The 17,058-nt window shown below is 70.5% G+C and carries 16 protein-coding genes; 9 read left to right on the top strand and 7 right to left on the bottom strand.

Annotated elements, in window-relative coordinates:
* Nucleotides 1-4 precede the first annotated feature (4 nt).
* The 8 genes from ACFVXA_RS27825 (at nucleotide 5) to ACFVXA_RS27790 (ending at nucleotide 8,588) form a co-directional block, all read left to right on the top strand.
* Nucleotides 5-1,744 carry a dolichyl-phosphate-mannose--protein mannosyltransferase gene (locus tag ACFVXA_RS27825; protein ID WP_383903632.1) on the top strand — a complete coding sequence of 580 codons (1,740 nt, stop codon included), beginning with the start codon at nucleotides 5-7 and terminating at the stop codon, nucleotides 1,742-1,744.
* A gap of 212 nt (nucleotides 1,745-1,956) precedes the next feature.
* Nucleotides 1,957-2,571, top strand: coding sequence for a hypothetical protein (locus ACFVXA_RS27820; RefSeq protein ID WP_383903629.1), 615 nt, complete (start codon nucleotides 1,957-1,959; stop codon nucleotides 2,569-2,571).
* A gap of 42 nt (nucleotides 2,572-2,613) precedes the next feature.
* Complete coding sequence (locus ACFVXA_RS27815; RefSeq protein ID WP_390027263.1) at nucleotides 2,614-2,745, top strand: hypothetical protein; 132 nt, start codon at nucleotides 2,614-2,616, stop codon at nucleotides 2,743-2,745.
* Between the two features lie 181 nt (nucleotides 2,746-2,926).
* Nucleotides 2,927-3,490 carry a hypothetical protein gene (locus ACFVXA_RS27810; RefSeq protein ID WP_362016147.1) on the top strand — a complete coding sequence of 188 codons (564 nt, stop codon included), beginning with the start codon at nucleotides 2,927-2,929 and terminating at the stop codon, nucleotides 3,488-3,490.
* A 186-nt stretch (nucleotides 3,491-3,676) separates the two neighbouring features.
* Complete coding sequence (locus ACFVXA_RS27805; protein ID WP_383741135.1) at nucleotides 3,677-5,305, top strand: penicillin-binding transpeptidase domain-containing protein; 1,629 nt, start codon at nucleotides 3,677-3,679, stop codon at nucleotides 5,303-5,305.
* Nucleotides 5,306-5,408: 103 nt separating this feature from the next.
* Nucleotides 5,409-7,082 (top strand): penicillin-binding transpeptidase domain-containing protein, encoded by a 1,674-nt coding sequence (locus tag ACFVXA_RS27800; protein ID WP_390027215.1) that lies wholly within the window; start codon nucleotides 5,409-5,411, stop codon nucleotides 7,080-7,082.
* Between the two features lie 94 nt (nucleotides 7,083-7,176).
* The gene (locus tag ACFVXA_RS27795; RefSeq protein WP_390027212.1) at nucleotides 7,177-7,746 is read left to right on the top strand and encodes a YbaK/EbsC family protein; all 570 of its coding nucleotides are present in this window, start codon (nucleotides 7,177-7,179) and stop codon (nucleotides 7,744-7,746) included.
* Complete coding sequence (locus ACFVXA_RS27790) at nucleotides 7,743-8,588, top strand: EamA family transporter (RefSeq protein WP_362016159.1); 846 nt, start codon at nucleotides 7,743-7,745, stop codon at nucleotides 8,586-8,588. The genes ACFVXA_RS27795 and ACFVXA_RS27790 overlap by 4 nt, the downstream gene beginning before the upstream one ends.
* Nucleotides 8,589-8,795: 207 nt before the next feature.
* Here ACFVXA_RS27790 and ACFVXA_RS27785 read toward each other — a convergent pair whose 3' ends face one another.
* The 6 genes from ACFVXA_RS27785 to ACFVXA_RS27760 form a co-directional block, all read right to left on the bottom strand.
* Nucleotides 8,796-10,019, bottom strand: a complete 1,224-nt coding sequence (locus ACFVXA_RS27785; RefSeq protein ID WP_390027209.1) for a serine hydrolase domain-containing protein — start codon at nucleotides 10,017-10,019, stop codon at nucleotides 8,796-8,798.
* A 68-nt stretch (nucleotides 10,020-10,087) separates the two neighbouring features.
* On the bottom strand, nucleotides 10,088-10,534 hold the full coding sequence (locus ACFVXA_RS27780; RefSeq protein WP_362016165.1) for an organic hydroperoxide resistance protein: 447 nt from the start codon (nucleotides 10,532-10,534) through the stop codon (nucleotides 10,088-10,090).
* Between the two features lie 307 nt (nucleotides 10,535-10,841).
* Complete coding sequence (locus ACFVXA_RS27775) at nucleotides 10,842-11,327, bottom strand: MarR family winged helix-turn-helix transcriptional regulator (protein WP_390027206.1); 486 nt, start codon at nucleotides 11,325-11,327, stop codon at nucleotides 10,842-10,844.
* A 71-nt stretch (nucleotides 11,328-11,398) separates the two neighbouring features.
* Entirely contained in the window at nucleotides 11,399-12,193 is a 795-nt protein-coding gene (locus ACFVXA_RS27770; RefSeq protein WP_390027203.1) for an energy-coupling factor ABC transporter ATP-binding protein, read from the bottom strand.
* The gene (gene cbiQ, locus ACFVXA_RS27765; protein ID WP_390027200.1) at nucleotides 12,181-12,942 is read right to left on the bottom strand and encodes a cobalt ECF transporter T component CbiQ; all 762 of its coding nucleotides are present in this window, start codon (nucleotides 12,940-12,942) and stop codon (nucleotides 12,181-12,183) included. The genes ACFVXA_RS27770 and cbiQ overlap by 13 nt, the downstream gene beginning before the upstream one ends.
* Before the next feature lies 1 nt (nucleotide 12,943).
* Entirely contained in the window at nucleotides 12,944-13,987 is a 1,044-nt protein-coding gene (locus ACFVXA_RS27760) for an energy-coupling factor ABC transporter permease (RefSeq protein ID WP_390027197.1), read from the bottom strand.
* A 318-nt stretch (nucleotides 13,988-14,305) separates the two neighbouring features.
* On the opposite strand from ACFVXA_RS27760, the gene ACFVXA_RS27755 reads away from it, so the two are divergent.
* Nucleotides 14,306-14,662 carry an SsgA family sporulation/cell division regulator gene (locus ACFVXA_RS27755; RefSeq protein ID WP_362016178.1) on the top strand — a complete coding sequence of 119 codons (357 nt, stop codon included), beginning with the start codon at nucleotides 14,306-14,308 and terminating at the stop codon, nucleotides 14,660-14,662.
* A 109-nt stretch (nucleotides 14,663-14,771) separates the two neighbouring features.
* Here ACFVXA_RS27755 and ACFVXA_RS27750 read toward each other — a convergent pair whose 3' ends face one another.
* On the bottom strand, nucleotides 14,772-16,991 hold the full coding sequence (locus tag ACFVXA_RS27750) for an MMPL family transporter (protein ID WP_389751791.1): 2,220 nt from the start codon (nucleotides 16,989-16,991) through the stop codon (nucleotides 14,772-14,774).
* Nucleotides 16,992-17,058: the final 67 nt, after the last annotated feature.

Below are 17,058 nucleotides of genomic sequence, written 5' to 3'. Positions count from 1 at the left end.
CGCGGTGACCAGTACCGCGTCCTCCACGGACATCCGGCAGGGCCAGGCCGCCGAAGAGCAGCGGCCGTCGTGGCAGCAGCGGCTGCGCCGCTTCGGGTATACGGCGCCGCCGAGAAGCGATGTGCGCGACCGGCTGGTGCCGCCGTACGCCGAGCCCAGTCCGCGCATCTGGGCGACGATCGGGCTGCGCCACGAGATCGCCGAGCGCATCACGCGCTGGTCGGGCTGGGGCGGCCCGATCCTGGTGACGCTGCTGGCCGGCCTGCTGCGCTTCTGGAACCTGGGCAGCCCGAAGGCGGTGATATTCGACGAGACGTACTACGCCAAGGACGCCTGGGCGCTCATCCACCGCGGTTACGAGGTGAACTGGGCGAAGGACGCCAACGACCTGATCCTCCAGGGCAACGGCCATGTGACGATCCCGGCCGACGCCGCCTATGTCGTGCACCCGCCGGTCGGCAAGTACGTCATCGGGCTCGGCGAGTGGATGTTCGGGTTCGACCCCTTCGGCTGGCGCTTCATGACGGCGCTGCTCGGCACGCTGTCGGTGCTGCTGCTGTGCCGGATCGGGCGCCGCCTGTTCCGCTCGACGTTCCTCGGCTGCCTCGCGGGCGCGCTGATGGCGGTGGACGGCCTGCACTTCGTGATGAGCCGCACCTCGCTGCTCGACGGCGTGCTGATGTTCTTCGTGCTGGCGGCGTTCGGCTGTCTGGTCATCGACCGGGACAAGGCACGGGCGCGGCTCGCGGACGCGTTGCCCGCCGACGCGGACGGGGTCGTACGCCCGGACGCGCACACGGCGGAGACCACCCGCCTCGGCTGGCGGCCCTGGCGCTGGACGGCCGGTCTGATGCTGGGCCTGGCCATCGGCACCAAGTGGAACGGCCTCTACATCCTCGCCGCGTTCTGTGTGATGGCGGTCCTGTGGGACGCGGCCTCGCGCCGGGTCGCCGGCGCCCGTCGCCCGTACGTGGCCGCTCTCAGGCACGACACGGGCATCGCGTTCCTGGCGACCGTCCCGGTCGCCCTGTCCGTGTACCTGATCTCCTGGACCGGCTGGATCCTGTCGCCGGACAACGGCAAGGGCGGCTACTTCCGCAACTGGGCCGTGACGGACGGCAGGGGCGGTACCTGGACCTTCCTCCCCGACTGGCTGCGCAGCCTGTGGCACTACGAGCACGAGGTCTACAAGTTCCACGTCGGCCTCTCGTCGCCGCACACCTACCAGTCGAACCCGTGGAGCTGGATCGTCCTGGGCCGCCCGGTCTCGTACTTCTACGAGTCCCCGCTGCCCGGCAAGGACGGCTGCCCCGCCGACGCGGGTGACAAGTGCGCCCGCGAGGTGCTGGCGCTCGGCACCCCGCTGCTGTGGTGGGCGGCCTGCTTCGCGATCGTCTACGTGCTGTGGCGCTGGGCGTTCCGGCGCGACTGGCGCGCGGGCGCGATCGCCTGCGGCATCGCGGCCGGCTACCTCCCCTGGTTCATGTACCAGGAGCGGACGATCTTCTTCTTCTACGCCGTCGTCTTCGTGCCCTTCCTCTGTCTGGCCGTCGCCATGATGATCGGCGCGATCCTCGGACCACCCGGCTCCAGCGAACGCCGCCGCGTCATCGGCGCGGCGGGCGCGGGCGTCCTGGTCTTGCTGATCGCCTGGAACTTCATCTACTTCTGGCCGCTGTACACCGGCACGGCGATCCCCATCAATGAATGGCGGTCGCGGATGTGGCTGGATACCTGGGTCTAGCTGGACTGATGCGCCACGGCGGCCCGACCGGACGTCGCGCCGTCGTGGTCGTCGTCGGTCGTTGACGGCTGTTGCTGGTCGCCCTCGGACGGCCCCGAGGCGGCCCGACTCCGGCTCTGGCCACTGGCGTGACTAGGCTCCCCTGCCTGATCGTGACCATGGGGGCAGGATGAGCAGCAGCTCGACGGTGAGAGCCCCGCATGGATGCATCCGTGACAGACCCTGAAGACCGAGAGCAGCAGGCGGATACCACCCGCCGCCTGCTGTACTACCTGAACGCTCCGGTCGCCGAGTACTGCCGCCTACGCGGTGTGCTGCCCGCGCCCGGCGCCGTACGCATCGCCATCCGCGCCGGAGACGACGAGAACGGCCGGGACTTCCTTTACGAGGTCCCCAACGACACAGTGACCCCGTACTACATCCCCGGCCTGCTGCGTACCGTCCTGACCGGACCCCAGATCTACAGCAGCAGCGATGTCAGCGAGGTCATGGGGATGACACTCATCCACCTCCGCCCGGGGGAGATCACCCCGGACCCGGAGCCCGGACAGGGCCGGGCACTCAGCGTCGTGCAGGCCCTGTCGGGCCCCGGCGACGACGAGAACCCCTTCCTGATCGGCTTCCTGATGCATGGCGACGGGCTGTTGCGTCTGTACGTGCAGCGTCCCGACGGGCCCGGCATCATCGGCGCCGACATCCGCCTGACCGAGACGCCCGCCACCGCGCTGATCTCTTCACTGCCCTCCCTCGTCGGGGAGGAGCAGTACCAGCGGCCGGCCGCGGACGACCCGCACTGCGATCTCCTCGTCGATCTGACCAACTGGTAGAACCGCACCGCGGCCCGGCGCTTCCACTCATCCCTCTCAGGAATGAGTCGAACCACCCTGCAGGGCCACGACAGGACTCACCGCGCGAACTTCATCTACCTCTGGCCGCTGTACACCGGCACGATCCCCATCGACGACTGGCGTTCACGGATGTGGCTCGACACCTGGGTCTAGCTGGGCGCAGGACGGCCCCGCAGCGGCCCCAGATCGGCCCCCGGGCGGCCCAGTTCAGCCCCCGGGAGATTTGACAGCTTGTTTCTGGCGGCTGCTGGAAAGGATGTCCTGGTGTCCGAGGCGGATGCGGCCCGATCACTCAGGGCGCGCGTTGCGCGGGGGTTTGTCTGGGGGCATGAGGATGGACCAAGGGCTGGCAGGGCTCATCGCGGGAGTGGCAGGGCTCATCGGTGGGTGTGTAGGAGGACTGGCCACCGCCTACGGCGCCCGCATCGGGGCCCACAAGATGCTCGAAGCAGCGCACGCCCAGGTTGAAGCGCAGTCCAGCGCTGAGCACGGTCATTGGGTGCGGGAGCAACGCAGGCAGACACGTTCGGACATAATGGACGCATACGGCGTCTTCATGCACTCACTCAACCGCGTGACGGACAAGGTCTTTGACTGCGTGGCACCAACGGGCAGCGACCTCGAAGCCGTGAAATCCGACGCGCGGAACCTGTTCCTCGCCGCCGAGCGCTTGCGCCTGTGGGGTCCGAACGAACTCGTGGTGCTCGTTCAGTCGATCAGAGGGGAAGTGGAGGATGTGCTTTCGCTCGCGCTGGACTCGCCCCACGTCATAGCGTCGGCCGACCCCAGCGCGGCCAGTCACCACTACGACGCGTGCGCCGCCAAGGCCGACTCGGCCAAGCAAGCGAGAACGGCGTTCGCGACCGCCGCGCGCCGGATCCTGGGTAGCCCGCACTGAGCACGGCGGCAGCATCAAGATCCCGGCCCACTCATGGCGTTCACGGATGTGGCTCGACGCCTGGGTCTAACGATTCGGAGAACTCCCGCCCCGTGAGCCCCGCCTCCCGCATACAGTGCGGTGCAGACCAACTTTTCTGAACGCGTTCAGAAGTTCGGGGGAGGGTCCACGGGGAGGGATCGCGCGATGCGCAAGGGGGCAAAGGCCGCCGTCATCGGCAGTGTGTTCGCGGTGATGGTGGGGGGCGCCGGGTACGGCGCGTACAACGTGGTGACGGCGGTCAGCGGGGACGGCGGGTCGGGCGCGTCCGGACCCGCGCCCGTGAAGACCGGGCCGCCGAGCAGCGCGGAGGTCAAGGAGACCAGCCGCGCGTTCTTCGCGGCCTGGGAGCAGGGCGACGCGGCCAAGGCGGCGGCGTACACCACCTACGCGACGAACGCGGAAGCGCTGCTTGCCGGTTACCGCACCGACGCGCACCTCACCGGCGTGAAGATCACGCCGGGGGCGCCTACCGGGGCGACCGTTCCGTTCTCGGTCAAGGCGACGGTGTCGTACGACGGGAAGAGCAAGCCCTTCTCGTACGACTCCGAACTGACCGTCGTGCGCGGGGAGACCACCGGCAAGGCGCTGGTCGGCTGGAAGCCGTCCGTCGTCCATCCGGACCTGAAAGAGGGCGACACCCTGGTCACGGGCGAGTCGGCGAATCCGGCGATCGAGGCCGTGGACCGCAACAACGTTGTCCTGACGAAGGAGAAGTACCCGTCCCTCGGGCCGATCCTGGACGCGCTGCGCGACAAGTACGGCGACACGGCGGGCGGCACGCCCGGCGTCGAGCTCGCGATCCGGCACGGGAGCGAGGAGACCGGCGACACCACCCTGGTCACCCTCGCCAAGGGGCAGGCGGGCAAGGTCCGTACGACACTCAGCGCCACCGCGCAGGCCGCCGCGGAGAAGGCGGTCGACCAGTACTCCGAGTCGTCCGTGGTGGCGGTGAAGCCGAGCACCGGTGAGGTGCTCGCGGTCGCCAACCACCGCGAGGACGGGTTCAACGCGGCGTTCCTCGGCAAGCTCGCGCCCGGTTCCACGATGAAGATCATCAGCGCGGCGACGCTCATCGACAACGGCATCACGACGATGACCGGCCCCGCGCCCTGCCCGGACACCGCCACCTGGCAGAGCCAGACCTTCCACAACCTCACCGGCATGACGCCCCAGGAGAACGCGACGCTTTCCGACAGCTTCTCGCGCTCGTGCAACACGGCGTTCGTGAAGTACGCGGACGAGGTGAAGGTCGACTCGCTGACGAACGAGGCGCAGCAGCGCTTCGGGCTCGGCCAGGACAACTGGAAGACCGGCATCCCGTCCTTCGACGGCTCCGTCCCGGCCTCCGGCGGCCCGGACACGGCCGCCAACATGATCGGCCAGGGCCAGGTCCAGATGAGCCCGCTGAACATGGCGTCGGTGACGGCCACGGCGATGACGGGCGTCTTCCGGCAGCCGGTCATCGTGCCGCGCGCCCTCGACGACCGTGAACTGGCCCAGGCGAAGGGGCTGTCCAGCGGTACCGTCGCGCAGCTGCGCACCATGATGAACCGCACCGCCGTCAGCGGCACCGCGGCCAGGGTGATGGCCGGGCTCGGCGGCAGCATCGGCGCCAAGACCGGCTCCGCCGAGGTCGACGGCCAGACCAAGTCCAACAGCTGGTTCACCGGCTACCGCAACGACATCGCGGCCGCCGCCATGACCCAGGAAGGCGGCCACGGAGGGGACGCCGCCGGTCCGATCGTCGCAGCTGTGCTACGAACTGGTGGCTGAACTCATCTGTCACAGGGCGGCAACCTAGGGTGGTGCCTCTCGTTGAACAGCGTGAGCAGCGGGCGGCACGGGGCCATCAGGTGACAGCGGAGGACTGGGAGCTGTGGGCAAGAGAAGGCGCGTCGCCGAGCGGCGGAAGACGAAGCAACCCGCCGTGCTCGGCGGGGTGATCGCCGTGGTCGTCGCCGGCGGCGCGTTCGGCGCCTACAGCCTGTACGGCGGCGGCGCGGCGGCCGAGGACCGTGCGTCGACGACCGCCGACCACAAGGCCGTCAAGAAGGGCCCGCCGTCGGCGGCCGAAGTGCGCACGACGGCCGCGGCCTTCCTCACCGCATGGCAGAGCGGCGACATCGCGAAGGCGGCCGCCGCCACCGACGACTCCGCCGCCGCGACCACCGCACTCACCGGCTACACCAGGGACGCGCACCTCACCGGCGTGACGCTGACCAGCGGCAAGCGGTCCGGCACCGCCGTCCCGTTCACCGTCAAGGCCACCGTCACGTACCAGGGAAAGAGCAAGCCCCTCACGTACGAGTCGAAGCTGACGGTCGTGCGACGCGCCAAGGACGGGGTCCCGCTGGTCGGCTGGAAGGCGTCCGTCGTCCACCCCGACCTCCAGGACGGCGACCGGCTCGTCACGGGCGAGTCGGGCACGCCCCCGATCACGGCCCTCGACCGGAACGGCGCGGAGCTGACCACCGCCAAGTACCCCTCCCTGGGGACGGTTCTCGACGGACTGCGCGAGAAGTACGGCAAGACGGCCGGCGGCAAGGCGGGCATCGAACTGCGCGTGGTCCGCAAGGCCGCGAAGAAGGGCGCCCAGAAGACCCCCGACAAGACCCTGGTGACGCTCAGCGAGGGCACCCCGGGGACGGTGAAGACGACGCTCAGCCCGACGCTCCAGGCGGACGCCGAGCAGCAGGTGGCCGCCGAGTCGAAGGCGTCGGTCGTCGTGATCCGCCCCTCGACCGGCGAGATCCTCGCCGTCGCGAACACCGGTCACGGCTTCAACACCGCCTTCCAGGGCTCCCTCGCGCCCGGCTCCACGATGAAGGTCATCACGGCGTCGCTGCTCTTCGACAAGGGCCTCGCCTCGGCCGACAAGCCGCACCCCTGCCCCAAGACCGCGACGTACGGCGGCTGGAAGTTCCACAACGACGACGACTTCGAGATCAAGAACGGCACGTTCAAGGCGAGCTTCGCGCGCTCCTGCAACACCGCCTTCATCACCCAGGCGAAGAAGCTCGAGAACGACGACCTGACCAAGCAGGCCCAGCAGGTCTTCGGGCTGAGCATGAACAACTGGGCCATCGGCGTCCCGTCCTTCGACGGCTCGGTGCCGGTACAGAGCGCCGCGCAGATGGCCGCCTCGCTGATGGGCCAGGGCGGGGTCCGGATGAACCCGCTGAACATGGCGTCGGTCGCCGCCACGGTCCAGTCGGGCACCTTCCACCAGCCGTACCTGGTGTCCCCCTCGGTCGACCACCGCACGCTGGCCACCGCGTCCCGCACCATGCCCGCGTCCACGCTCTCCCAGCTCCGCGAAGTCATGCAGTACACGGCCGCCGCCGGCACCGCCGCCCAGGCCATGTCCGGCCTCGGGCCGGACTACGGCGCCAAGACCGGCTCCGCCGAGGTCGACGCCCAGGACAAGCCGAACGGCTGGTTCACGGCCTGGAAGGGCGACTTGGCGGCGGCGGGGGTCGTGCAGCAGGGCGGGCACGGGGGCGACACGGCGGGGCCGATCGTGGCGGCGCTGCTGAAGGCCGGCAGCTAGGCGCCAGACGTCCCTCGTGACGCCCGCCGTGGCACTTCCGGTGGGGCCGGAACCCGCTCGCGTGCCCGGTACACCGACCGCTAGCGTGCCGTTCATGACCGCCACCGACGAGAACACCGGCGCGGAGCACTCCCACGCCGAGAACGCCGCCCACCCCCGTTTCGCCGAGGCACTGCGGGAGTTGGGGCTCGACGAGGTGAACGGGCGCATCCGTCGCTTCCCGGACGCGACCCGCACCGCCGCCGAGGCCGCCGCCGCGATCGGCTGCGAGCTGAGCCAGATCTGCAAGTCACTGATCTTCGCGGCATGGGGATCCCCCCTGCTCGCGCGGGGTCGAGACCTTGACGGAGGGGTTCCTGTGCTGGTGCTGATGGACGGCGCCTCACGGGTCGACGTCGAGCTCGTACGGCGGGAGCTCGGCGCCGAGAAGGTGACGCGGGCCACGGCGGACCTGGTGCGGGAGACGACGGGGTACGCGATCGGTGGCGTACCGCCCTTCGGGCACCGTACGAAGACCCGTGTCCTGGCGGACCGTTCGCTGCTCGGCCACGACACGGTGTGGGCGGCGGCGGGCACCCCGCACACCGTCTTCCCGATGGACCCGAAAAGCCTGATCGCCCACGCGGGCGGGACGCTGGTGGACGTGCGCGAGCAGACCCGGTGACCCCGCTGGTCACCACGGCCGTCCTGATCGCCGCGGTCACCCACGCCGGCTGGAACGCGATCGCCCACCGCATCAGCGACAAACTGGTCGGCTTCACGCTGATCGCGGGCGGCGGCATGCTGATCGGCCTGGTCATGGTGCCGTTCGTCCCGTTCCCGGCGTCCGGGGCGTGGCCGTACCTCATCGCGTCGGCCGTGATCCACGTCGTGTACTACGTGCTGCTGATGCGCTCGTTCCGGCTCGGGGACTTCGGGCAGGCGTACCCGATCGCCCGCGGCACCGCTCCGCTGGTCGTCACGGCACTGGCGGCGGTCTTCGCACACGAGGTCCCCGACGGCTGGGCCGCCTCGGGCATCGCGCTGTCCTGCGCGGGGCTGACCGGCGTCGCCCTGTGGGGGCTGCGCGGACGGCGCCCCAACTGGGCGGCGATCGGAGCTGCGTTGGCGACCGGCCTGTCCATCGCCGCGTACACCGTCGTCGACGGTCTGGGCGTACGCGCCTCCGGCTCCTCCCTCGGGTACATCGCCTGGCTGATGGCCATCGAGGGCGTGGTCGTCCCGGCGTACGCGGCCTACCGCTGGCGCGGTGAACTGTTCTCCGTGCTACGGCCGTTCGCCGCCGTCGGCCTCCTCGGCGCGGCGCTCTCCGTCGCGGCGTACGGGCTGGTCCTGTGGGCCCAGACCCGCGCGGAACTCGCCCCGATCGCCGCTCTCCGCGAGTCCTCGATCATCGTCGGCGCGGCCATCGGAGCGATCTTCTTCAAGGAACGCTTCGGCGCGCCTCGCATCGCGGCGGCGGGGCTGCTGGTGCTGGGGATCGGGTTGATGCTGCACGCGGGTTGACCGCGGGTTGCCCCCGGGGCGCGCTCTCGGGGTGGGTGCGTTTACGCCGGAACGGTCCCCGGGCGCGCGCAGGGTGCCGCCTTCTTTGGGAGGGGGCCGCCCCAGCGGGACGATGACCCGCAGGCACGACGGGCGGGCTACTCCCCGACGGCCCACAGCTACGACAGCCGGGCTACCCCCCGACGGCCCACAGCTACGACGGGCGGGCTACTCCCCGATGGCGACGCGTACCGCCCGTACCAGCGCCTGCGCCCGCGGATCCGCCGTCACACTCTTGCGGAAGCCGTTCGTCACGTACCCGAAGGCGATCCCCGACTCGGGGTCTGCGAAGCCGAGCGCGCCACCGCGCCCCGGGTGCCCGAAGGACCCCGGGGAGAGGAGGGGCGAGGCCGTGCCGTGGAGCATGTACCCGAGCCCGAACCGGGTGTTGACGACCAGGACCCGGTCGGGCCCTGCCGACTGCTCCGCGCGCGCCCGCTCGACACTGTCCGGCGTCAACAGCCGTACGCCGTCCACCTCCCCGATCAGCGCGGCGTAGAAGCGCGCCAGCCCCTCCGCCGTGGCGATCCCGTTGGAGGCGGGCAGCACCGCCGCCCGGTACGCCGGGTCGTTCTCGTCCGGCATCGGGGTGATCGCGGCGAAGGCACGGCGGGTGAGGCTGCCAGGGTCCGCGTATGCCGCCGAGACCGCCCGCTTCGGACGGGTCTTCAGGCCTCCCGGCGCCGCCGGCGCCTCGACCTGCGCGACCCGTCCCACCCGGCCCGCCACCGCCGCCGGCAGCCCGACCCACAGATCCAGCCCCAACGGCCCCGCGACCTCGTCCGCGATCCAGTCGCCGATCGAACGCCCGGTCACCCGCCGGACCAGCTCACCGGTCAGCCAGCTGTACGTCTGCGCGTGATACCCGTGATCGGCACCCGGCTCCCACGCCGGCGCCTGGGCGGCCACCGCCGCGGCCGCGAGGTCGGGATCCGCCGCCTCGGCGAGGGTGAGCGGACGGTCGAGGACGGGCACCCCGGCCCGGTGCGCGAGCACGTGCCGGACGAGCGTGCGCTCCTTGCCCGCCGCCTTGTACTCCGGCCAGTAGTGACCGACCGGAGCGTCCAGGTCGAGCCGGCCACGCTGGGCGAGCATCAGCAGTACGGCGGCGGCCACGCCCTTGGTCGCCGAGCGCACGATCTGGGCGGTGCCGTGCTGCCAGGGCTCGGTGCGGTGCTGCCCGGGTTCGGTGCCGTGCTGCCCGGGTTCGGTGCGGTGCTGCCCGGGCTCGGTGCCGTCGACGTCCCGCGTGCCGCCCCACAGGTCCACGACCTTGCGCCCGTCGCGGTACACCGTGACAGCGGCGCCCCGGTCCCCGAGCGCCTCGAAGTTGCGCACGAACGCGTCCCTGACCGGCTCGAAGCCCTCGGCCACTGTGCCGTTCACGTCCACGCCCGCGCTCCCTGTCCACCTCACCAGTGCCAACGGTGAGTGCAACACGCACGTACCGACGACGATTCCTAGCCCAGCAGGATCGTGACCTCGATGTTGCCGCGGGTGGCGTTCGAGTACGGGCACACCTCGTGGGCCGCGTCCACGAGCTTCGTCGCGAGGTCCTGGTCGACGACGGGGAGCGAGACGCTGAGGGCGACCGCGAGACCGTAGCCGCGCTGCTTGTTCGGGCCGATGCCGACCTTCGCGGCGACCGTGGAGCCGGAGAGGTCGTACCCGGCGCGCCGGCCCACCAGCACCAGCGCGTTGTGGAAGCACGCGCTGTACCCCGCCGCGAACAACTGCTCCGGGTTCGTGCCGTTGCCGTCGCCCCCGAGCGCGGGCGGCATCGCGACCCTCAGTTCGAGCTGCCCGTCCTGACTGGTGACGTACCCGTCCCGGCCACCGTGCGCCGTGGCCTCGGCGACGTACATGATCTTCGTCGGGCGGGTGTCGACAGCGGCGCCGTCGATCATGGCGGGACCTCCCCCGGGGCGTACAACTCAGCGGGCACAGCAGCAGGCGAGACAGCGGCAACACGACGGCGGCGACACGGCTGCGGCACGCAACGGCAGCCGCCTGGCTGCGACAACACATGCAGCAACACAAAGGTGTGCAACTACATCGTGCACAAGGTACCCGCCGGTATGGCGGCCGGTGTTACCAGGGGGTAGAGACCGCGGGTAACCCATGGCGGGGGCGCGGGCGCACGCCTCAGCGGCGGCGGCGCACGTCGGCGTTCTCGCGCCCCGGGCGCGCTGGAGTTCACGCGCCCCGCGCAGATCAGCGGCCCCGCGCCGCTGCCCCCTCCGCGCGCTCCGTCAAGCGCCACAGCTCCCCCCGGAGGCGCGCGACCTCGGCTCCGCTCACCCCCGTCGCCGTGAGCAGCGCTTGCGGTACCTCCGTCGCGCGCTCCCTGAGCAGTTCCCCGCGCCCGGTGAGCGCGACGAGCACGGAGCGTTCGTCGCGCGCCGAGCGCTCACGGCGCACGAGCCCCGCCGACTCCAGCCGCTTGAGGAGCGGCGACACCGTTCCGTAGTCGAGGTGGAGCGCGGCCGCCAGCGCCTTGACCGTGGTCTCGCCGCGCTCCCAGAGGACCAGCAGGACGAGGTACTGCGGGTAGGTGAGACCGAGGTCTTCGAGCAGCGGGCGGTACGCTGCCGTCACCGCGCGAGCGGCGGCGTACAGCGCGAAGCACAGCTGGTCGTCGAGCAGCAGCGACCCAGTCGGCTCGGCGTCCTTTCGTCCCGTGTCGCGGCCACTGTTCACGCGCCCACTGTTCAAGCGACCGTTGTTCACACGCCCGTCGTCCACGCCCCCATTGTTCACGCGCCCATTGTTCACGCCCCCATTGTCACGGAGCGCGGGTCGAAGCCGAAGGGCAGCTCCAGGCGGTGGGTGCGCATGAGCTGGTCGTCGGAGAGCAGTTCGCCGGTCTTCCCGTCGGCGGCGATCACGCCCTCGCTGAGGACGAGCGACCGGGGGCACAGCTCCAGGGCGTACGGCAGGTCGTGGGTCACCATGAGGACGGTGACGTCCAAGGACCGCAGGATGTCGGCGAGTTCGCGTCGCGAGGCGGGGTCGAGGTTGGACGAGGGCTCGTCCAGGACCAGGATCTCCGGCTCCATCGCGAGGACGGTCGCGACCGCGACCCGGCGCCGCTGTCCGAACGACAGATGGTGCGGGGGACGGTCCGCGAAGCCCTCCATGCCGACCCGCTCCAGCGCGGTACGGACGCGCTCCTCCAGCTCGGCGCCCTTCATCCCCGCCGCGGCCGGGCCGAACGCGACGTCCTCCCGGACGCTCGGCATGAAGAGCTGGTCGTCCGGGTCCTGGAAGACGATGCCGACCTTGCGCCGGATCTCGGCCATGTGCCGCTTGCCGACGGGCAGTCCGGCCACCGTCACGGTCCCGGCGCCGCCGGTCAGGATGCCGTTGAGGTGCAGCACGAGGGTGGTCTTGCCGGCGCCGTTCGGGCCGAGCAGCGCGACGCGTTCGCCGCGCCCGACGGTGAAGTCCACGCCGAAGAGGGCCTGGTGCCCGTCCGGGTAGGCGAAGGCCAGTCCGGCCACGTGCAGGGAGGGGGGCGTAGCCGGAGAAAGGGTACCGGCCGGAGAAGAGGTCACAGCGTCCATCCCAGCAGACATACGACAAGGGCGGCGAACGGGAGGGTGAGGGCGTACGACCACTGTGCGCGGGACGCGGTCACGTCGTCGATGACAGGCATCGAGCCGGCGTACCCCCGGCTCACCATGGCGAGATGCACGCGCTCCCCGCGCTCGTAGGAGCGGATGAACAGCGCGCCCGCCGACTTCGCGAGCACCCCCCAGTGCCGCACACCGCTCGCCTCGAAGCCGCGCGACTCCCGCGCGATCCGCATCCGCCGCATCTCGTCCGTGATGACGTCGCCGTACCGGATCATGAAGGAGGCGATCTGCACGAGGAGCGGCGGGAGCTTCAGGCGCTGGAGTCCGAGGAGCAGTTCGCGCAGCTCGGTCGTCGAGGCGAGGAGTACGGACGCCGCGACGCCCAGCGTGCCCTTGGCGAGGACGTTCCAGGCGCCCCACAGACCGTTCACGCTCAACGACAGGCCGAGCACGTCCACCCGCTCGCCCTCTGCCACGAACGGCATCAGCACCGCGAAGGCGACGAACGGGACCTCGATCAGCAGGCGTTTCAGCAGGAATCCGGCCGGTACGCGGGCCTTGTGCGCGACGGTCGCGAGCAGCGCGGCGTACAGCGGGAACGCCCAGACCGCCTCGCGCGGGGTGGAGACCACCACGATCACGAAGGCGAAGGCCGCCGCGAGTTTGGTGTGCGGGGGCAGGGCGTGCACGGGCGAGTGCCCGTGCCGGTAGAGCTTGTGGGCGTGGCCCGCGCCCATCTCAGGCCACCTGCGAGGGGGAGACTTCGGACGTACGGCGCCTGCGCACCGCCCAGAAGACGCCGCTGCCCGCGACGACCGTGACGCCGACACCGATCACGCCCGCCAGGCCGCCGGAGATCCGGGCGTCGGAGATGTCCTTGACGCCGTACCCGGCGAGGGGCGAGTCCTCGGTCGCGTGCTTCCCGGCCTTCTGGTCGATGCCCTTGTCCTTGGCGACCTTCTCCAGGCCGTCGGGGCTGGCGGAGGCGTAGAAGCTGACGAATCCGGCGAGGACGAGGGAGGTGACGAGGCCGGTGATCCACACCTTGCGATGTGAGGAGCGGGCGGCGGGGACGGGAGCCAGGGTCGTGGGGGCGTTGACCAACTCCCCGTTCACGCGCAGTTTGAGCTGCTGCTGGAGGCCGCGGGCGCCGTACACGAGATCGGGTCGTACGGCGATGACGGCGCCGACGGTGAGCGCGGTGATCGCGGCCTCGCCGATGCCGATGAGGACATGCACGCCGATCATGGCGGTGGCGACCTTGGAGATCGCGACGTCGGTGGTGCCGCCGATCGCGTAGATGAGGGTGAAGGCGACTGCGGCGGCCGGGACGGACACCAGCGCGGAGACGAAGGCGGCGACGGTGACGGAGCGGCGCTTACGGGGCAGCACCTTCACCAGGCCGCGGAAGAGGGCGTAGGAGACGACCGTCGTGACGATCGCCATGTCGGTGATGTTGACGCCGAGCGCGGTGAGGCCGCCGTCCGCGAAGAGGATGCCCTGCATCAGCAGGACCACCGAGACGCACAGGACGCCGGTGCAGGGGCCGACGAGTATCGCGGCCAGGGCGCCGCCGAGCAGATGTCCGCTGGTCCCGGCCGCGACCGGGAAGTTCAGCATCTGTACGGCGAAGATGAAGGCGGCGACCAGGCCGGCGAGCGGCGCGGTCCGCTCGTCGAGTTCGCGGCGGGCGCCACGCAGGCTCACGGCGATGGCGCCGGCGGCGACCACTCCGGCGACCGCGGAGACCGGGGCGTTGATGAATCCGTCAGGCACATGCACCGTTCGATGATAGTGCCTTGTTGCGAATGGCTTGCAAGAGCGATGAACTCACGAATAGCCACTGGGCGCAGGGGACAGCGTCCGAGGAGGGTGAAGCGCCTCTGCAACAGGGGGGTGAACCACCGCCGCAAGCAGGAGGGTGAACCGGCCCAACAAGGGGGACCCTGGGGAGAGAGAGAAACGAGACCTCAGCCCCTGAGGCAGACCTTGGAGGATCACACCGACAGATCCGGAAGCGTTTTCCGTCAGATGTGCGACATTGGATAAATGGCGGATTCACAGATTCCGCACAGCTTACGCAGCGTAAGGAGTCGGTTCATGTACGCCGTCGAACAATACGCCCGCGCCCACATCGTCACCGACACCGCCGACTCCCCCGAGGACGAACGCCGGGCCGTCCCGGTGGCCCTCCGCTACGACCCCGACACCGACCCCCGCCAGGTGCACATCACGCTGCCCGGCCCGCACGAGTGGGTCTTCTCCCGTGAACTCCTCGAGCAGGGACTGCGCGTCCCCGCCAGCAGCGGCGACGTGCGCGTCTGGCCCTGCGGGCGAGTGCAGGCTGTCATGGAGTTCCACTCAGCACAAGGCGTGGCGGTCGTGCAGGTCGACTCGAAAGCCCTGATGCGCTTCCTGCGTCGTACCTACACGGCCGCCACCCCAGTGGCTCACTGACGTGGGCTTTCAGATCCCCGGTCCGGGCTGGTGAGCCCCGGCCCGGGGATCTGTGCCGGAGCTGCGAACCCCGGTCGGCCCGTCAGCCCCAGGCCGTCAGCCCGGATGATCAGACCCGGACCAGCTCCCGGTCGTCGTCCTCGTCCTGCCGCCGGTCGGCGTCGAGCGCGCGCAGTCCCTCGCCCTCGACGTCCACGTTCGGCAGCGCGCGGTCCAGCCACTTCGGCAGCCACCAGGCCTTCTTGCCGAGCAGCGCCAGCACGGCCGGGACGAGCGCCATACGCACGATGAACGCGTCGAAGAAGACGGCGATCGCGAGGCCGAAGCCGATCATCTTGATCATCGACTCGCTGGAGCCGATGAAGCCGGAGAACACCGCGATCATGATGACGGCCGCGGCCGTGACGACCCGGGCGCCGTGCTTGAAGCCGGTCACGATCGCCTGGCTGGGCTTCTCCCCGTGGACGTACGCCTCGCGCATCCGGGTCACGAGGAAGACCTCGTAGTCCATGGCGAGACCGAAGACGACACCCACCATGAAGATCGGCATCATCGACATGATCGGGCCGGTCTCCTCGACGCCCATGAGGCTGGAGAGCCAGCCCCACTGGAAGACCGCGACGACCGCGCCGAGGGCCGCGAGCACGCTGAGCAGGAAGCCGAGGGCCGCCTTCAGCGGGACCAGGATCGAGCGGAAGACCACGATCAGGAGCAGGAAGGCGAGCCCGACCACGAGCGCCAGATACGGAATCAGCGCGTCGTTGAGCTTCTGCGAGAAGTCGATGTTCATCGCCGTGGTGCCGGTGACCAGCACCTTGGCGTCGGTGTCCGCCTTGATCTCGCCGCCCTTGTCACGGATGGCGTGCACCAGGTCCTCGGTCTTCACGGAGGAGGGCTTGGAGTCCGGGATGACCGTGATCGTCGCGGTGTCGCCGGCCTTGTTGGGCGCCGGCGGGGTCACCGTCACGACCCCCTTGAGGCCCTTGATCTCGTCGCTCACCTTGGTGAACGCCGCCTTCGGGGCGCCGCTGGACTGCGCGTCGACCACGACCATCAGCGGGCCGTTGAAGCCGGGCCCGAAGCCCTCGGACAGCAGGTCGTAGGCGCGGCGCTGCGTGGTGGACGTCGGCTGCGAACCGTCGTCGGGCAGGCCCAGTTCGAGCGAGGTCGCCGGGATCGCCGCGGCGCCCAGGCCCACGATGCCGAGCAGCAGCACGGCGAGCGGACGGCGGACGACGAAGCTCGCCCAGCGGGTGCCCATGTTGGGCTTGTGGGCCTTCCTGGCGGCACGGCCGCCGCCGAGCAGCTTGCTCTTCTTGCCCGCGGGCTGGACCTTGCGGCCCGCGTAGCCGAGCAAGGCGGGGATCATGGTCAGCGCGATGAGGACGGCGATGGCGACCGTGCCCGCCGCCGCGACGCCCATCTTCGTCAGCATCGGGATGTTGACGACCGCCAGGCCGACCAGTGCGATCACGACCGTCAGGCCGGCGAAGACCACCGCGGAGCCCGCCGTGCCGACGGCCCGTCCGGCCGCCTCCTCGCGCTCGCGGCCCTCGGCCAGCTCGGCGCGGTAGCGGGAGACGATGAACAGCGCGTAGTCGATGCCGACCGCGAGGCCGATCATCATCGCGAGGGTGGAGGTGGTGGTGCCGAGGTCGAGCGCGTTCGCGAGGGCCGTGATCGTCGAGACGCCGATGCCCACGCCGATCAGCGCGGTCAGCAGCGGCAGCCCGGCCGCGATGAGCGAACCGAAGGTGATGACGAGGACGACCGCGGCGACCGCGATGCCGATGACCTCGGTGGACCCGGTCTCGGGCGTCGCCTGGAGCGCGTCACCGCCGACCTCGACGGTCAGCCCGGCGTCCCGCGCCTGCTGCGCGGCATCCTCCAGGGCGGTCTTCGAGGAGTCCTTCAACTCCATCCCGGAGACCTTGTACTTCACCGACGCGTAGGCGACCGAGCCGTCCTTGCTCACGGCGTGCGCCTTGAACGGGTCGGTGACGGAGGTGACTTCGGAGCCGTCGCCGAGCGCCTTGACGGTGTTCTTGACGGTCGCCTTGTTGTTCTTGTCCGCCATCTTCTCGCCGCTGGGCGCCTTGAAGACGACCCGCGCGGTCGCGCCGTCGGCGCTCATGCCGGGGAAGCGCTGTTCCAGCAGGTCGAAGGCCTTCTGCGCCTCGGTGCCGGGTATCGAGAAGGAGGACGCGCCCGCGGTGGGCGCGGAGGCGGCGCCGACACCCGCGAGCGTCAGCAGTGCCACCCAGATCAGGGCGACGAAGTGCCGTCGCCTGAAGGCGAGTCGGCCGAGTTTGTAGAGGAACGTGGCCACGAGGGCGTTCTCCCGGTCAGGTCGTGTGGATGGCAGGGGCTGGTGTGATCACCCGAGTGGGGGCAGG

This window comes from Streptomyces sp. NPDC058246 (assembly GCF_042881985.1).
Classification (GTDB): Bacteria; Actinomycetota; Actinomycetes; order Streptomycetales; family Streptomycetaceae; genus Streptomyces.
Note: the sequence above shows the minus strand (reverse complement) of the source record. Positions and strands in the feature narration are given on the sequence as shown.